The sequence below is a fragment of the Klebsiella sp. TF21-TM genome, from assembly GCF_019753495.1.
Taxonomy (GTDB): Bacteria; Pseudomonadota; Gammaproteobacteria; order Enterobacterales; family Enterobacteriaceae; genus Klebsiella; species Klebsiella quasipneumoniae.
Map to the genome: position 1 here is coordinate 1 of NZ_JAIJYL010000144.1, position 275 is coordinate 275.

The 275-nt window shown below is 54.9% G+C and carries 1 pseudogene; it reads left to right on the plus strand.

Annotated features, from left to right (window positions below):
• A pseudogene (locus K5R89_RS27275) lies at positions 1–275 on the plus strand (IS1 family transposase); the annotation flags it as partial.

A 275-nucleotide genomic window follows, 5' to 3' on the forward strand; every position in this document is an offset into this window, starting at 1 on the left:
GCATTATGGGCGTTGGCCTCAACACGATTTTACGTCACTTAAAAAACTCAGGCCGCAGTCGGTAACCTCGCGCATACAGCCGGGCAGTGATGTGATTGTCTGCGCTGAAATGGACGAACAGTGGGGCTACGTCGGTGCTAAATCACATCAGCGCTGGCTGTTTTACGCGTATGACAGGATACGGAGGACGATTGTGGCGCACGTCTTCGGTGAACGCACTCTGGCCACACTGGAGCGTCTTCTGAGCCTGCTGTCGGCCTTTGAGGTCGTGGTAT